Origin of the sequence: Amaricoccus sp., assembly GCF_036846665.1 — a bacterium.
Taxonomy (GTDB): domain Bacteria; phylum Pseudomonadota; class Alphaproteobacteria; order Rhodobacterales; family Rhodobacteraceae; genus Amaricoccus.
On record NZ_DAIUBO010000380.1, the window covers coordinates 1 to 2,239 of the forward strand.

The following is a 2,239-nucleotide window of genomic DNA, read 5'->3' on the forward strand; positions in this document are numbered from 1 at the left end:
CCCCCCCCCGCCGAGCCGCGCCCAGACCTCCTCGGCCAGATGCGGCACCATCGGCGCCATCAGCTGCGCGAGGATGCGCATCGCGAAAACCCGCGCCGCGCCCATTCCGGGCGCATCCGCCGGGGCACGCGAGAGGGTATTGGTGAAATCGTAGAGCCGCGCCACCGCCCGGTTGAAGCCGAAAGCCTCGATGTCGGCAGTCACGTCGCGGATCGCGCGATGCGCGGCGCGGGTCAGGTCGAGCGCCTCCTCGCCGGCCACGCCGCCGGGCTCGGCACCGACGCGTGCGATCTCGTCGGCGAGCCGCCAGACCCGCTGCAGATGCTTCGCCGCCGCCTCGGCGCCGGCGGCGGTCCATTCCACGTCGCGCTCCGGCGGGCTGTCGGACATCACGAACCAGCGCGCGGTGTCGGCGCCAAACCGATCGATAATATCGGCGGGGTCGACAACGTTCTTTTTCGACTTCGACATCTTCGTCGGTGGAACGACCTCTACTCTTTGCTCCGTACCTTTGAGGAACGAAGCGCCGTCGCGCCACTCGACTTCCTCGGGATAATGGTACCGCATTATCGTCATGGGAAACGAAGTGTCTGACGTTTCGCCCGGTCCCTGCTCGAATCCGAAATCCTTGAGCTGCGCGGAGCTCTGTTCAGTTGTGTAGTACGCTTCGTGTGTCACCATGCCCTGGGTGAAGAGCGCGTCGAAGGGCTCGATCGCCTTCGCCGGCAGATGCCCGGTGCGCTGCATCGCCCGCGCGAAGAAGCGGCTGTAGAGCAGATGCAGGATCGCGTGCTCCACCCCGCCGATGTACTGGTCGACGTTCATCCAGTAGTCGGCCGCCGCCAGATCGGTCGGCGTCGTCGCATGGGGCGCGGTGAAGCGGGCGAAATACCAGGACGAATCCACGAAGGTGTCCATGGTATCGGTCTCGCGCCGGGCCGGGCCACCGCATTGCGGGCAGGTGGTCTCCTTCCAGGTCGGATGCCGCTCCAGCGGATTGCCCGAACCCTCGAAGCGCACGTCCTCGGGCAGCCGCACCGGCAGGTTCGCCCGCGCCTCGCCAACCGTGCCGCAGGCGGGACAATGCACGACCGGGATCGGGCAGCCCCAGTAGCGCTGGCGGCTAACGCCCCAGTCGCGGAGCCGGTAGCGGGTGACGCCCCGGCCGATGCCATGCGCCTCGCAATAGGCCACCGCCGCGGCGACGGCGGCATCGCCGGTCATCGCACGCTCGCCGGCAAAGCCACGCAGATATGTCACAGTCTGTGACTTCGGGGGCACATAGGCGGTCGCTGCCACGTCCGGCGCCGCGGGATCGGCCTTGAAGACGTCGATCACCGGCAGCCCGTACCTGCGCACGAAATCCAGGTCGCGCTGGTCATGCGCCGGGCAGCCGAAGATCGCGCCGGTGCCGTAGTCCATCAGGATGAAATTGGCGATCCAGACCGGCAGCGTGCGCTGCGGGTCGAGCGGGTGGCGCACCTTCAGGCCGGTGTCGATCCCGCGCTTCTCGGCCGTCTCGAGCGCCTCCTCGCTGGTGCCGGCCCGGCGGCATTCGGCGTTGAAGGCAGCCACCTCCGGGTCGCCTTCCAGCGCCCGGGCGAGCGGATGGTCCGGCGAGATCGCGGCGAAGCTCGCGCCGAGCAGCGTATCCGGCCGGGTGGTGAAGACCTCGAGCCGTTCGAAGCCTTCCGGTGCGCCGATGGTCTCGAAGGCGAATTGCAGCCCCTGGCTCTTGCCGATCCAGTTGCGCTGCATCAGCCGGACCTTCTCCGGCCAGGCGCCCAGCCCGTCGAGCGCCTCCAGCAGTTCCTCGGCCATGTCCGAGATGCGGAAGAACCATTGGGTGAGCTCGCGCCGCTCCACGGGGGCTCCGGAGCGCCAGCCCTTGCCGTCGATCACCTGCTCGTTGGCGAGCACGGTCATGTCGACCGGATCCCAGTTCACCACCGCGGCCTTGCGCGTGACGAATCCCGCCTCCAGCATGTCGAGGAACATCGCCTGCTGCTGGCCGTAGTATTCCGGATCGCAGGTGGCGAATTCGCGGCTCCAGTCGATCGAGAAGCCCATCGGCTTCATCTGCGCCCGCATCGCGTCGATATTGGCGTAGGTCCAGGCGCCGGGATGCACGCCCTTCTCGATCGCGGCGTTCTCGGCGGGCAGGCCGAAGGCGTCCCAGCCCATCGGGTGCAGCACGTTATGGCCCCGCGCCGCCTTGTAGCGCGCCACCACGTCGCCC

1 protein-coding gene is annotated in these 2,239 nt (G+C 68.2%); it reads right to left on the bottom strand.

Annotated elements, in window-relative coordinates:
• Positions 1 to 2,239: leucine--tRNA ligase (gene leuS, locus V7050_RS20545; RefSeq protein WP_324411215.1), on the bottom strand; the 2,239-nt coding region annotated here is incomplete at both ends.